The sequence below is a fragment of the Aerococcus sp. L_32 genome, from assembly GCF_050689315.1.
Window position 1 is genome coordinate 1 of sequence record NZ_JBOEQF010000592.1, and the last position, 1,066, is coordinate 1,066.

2 protein-coding genes are annotated in these 1,066 nt (G+C 36.9%); both read left to right on the top strand.

What is annotated here, in order from left to right:
* The coding region (gene secY, locus ACRCJ0_RS14995) for a preprotein translocase subunit SecY (RefSeq protein WP_431391008.1) at positions 1-892 on the top strand (892 nt) is incomplete at its 5' end.
* 33 nt (positions 893-925) lie between these two features.
* The coding region (locus tag ACRCJ0_RS15000; protein ID WP_431391007.1) for a nucleoside monophosphate kinase at positions 926-1,066 on the top strand (141 nt) is incomplete at its 3' end.

The following is a 1,066-nucleotide window of genomic DNA, read 5'->3' on the forward strand; positions in this document are numbered from 1 at the left end:
ACTAGGATTAATTGATAATCCAGGTTTTGTAACTTACTTATTGATTGCTTTATTCATGACTGCCGGATCTATGTTTGTTGTCTGGATTGGTGAGCAAATCACTGAATATGGAATTGGTAATGGTACTTCAATCATTATCTTCGCTGGTATTCTAGCGCAAATCCCTTCAGAGTTAACGTTTTACTATCAAAATAACATTGTAGATGCTACTAGCAGTGAATTAAATCAACAAATGATTTATGCAGGAGTATTTGTTCTTGTATTTATCCTATTAATTATGTTCATCATTTTCATGAGCCAAGCGGAACGTCAAATTCCCGTACGTTATTCCAAACGTGCGAATTCGGCATCGCAAAAGTCTCATCTACCATTAAAGATTAACTCAGCAGGTGTTATTCCCGTTATCTTCGCGTCATCATTAATCATGGTGCCACAAACGGTACTCGGATTATTTGCCGCTGATTATAGTGATGTTTCTTGGTATCAAGTATTGTCAACAATCTTTAATTTGGAGCAACCAGCGGGTATTGCTATTTACGCAATTGTCATTATTTTGTTCACATTCTTCTATGCACATATTCAGATTAACCCTGAACGTGCTGCAGAAAACTTGCAAAAAGCTGGTGGTTATATTCCAAGTATCCGTCCAGGTTTAGCAACTAAAGAATATTTACAGAAAATGTTAAATCGTTTAAGTGCAGTTGGCTCACTATTCTTGATGGGTGTAGCAGTTCTACCTTTACTAGGGGCATACTTCTTTGATATGCCACAATCAATTGCTTTAGGTGGTACAAGCTTACTAATCGTTGTCGGTGTTGCGTTAGATACTGCAAAACAAATTGAAGGACGTACAATTAAACGTCAATACGTTGGCTTTATTCATGATAAATAAGACTAATGCGTAACGTGCTTGGGGAGGACAATTATGAATATTATTTTAATGGGCTTGCCTGGTGCCGGTAAAGGTACTCAAGCAGCTAAAATCGTTGAAGATTACAAATTTCCACATATTTCTACTGGAGATATGTTTAGATCAGCAATCGCTGAAGGAACTGAATTAGGAAAG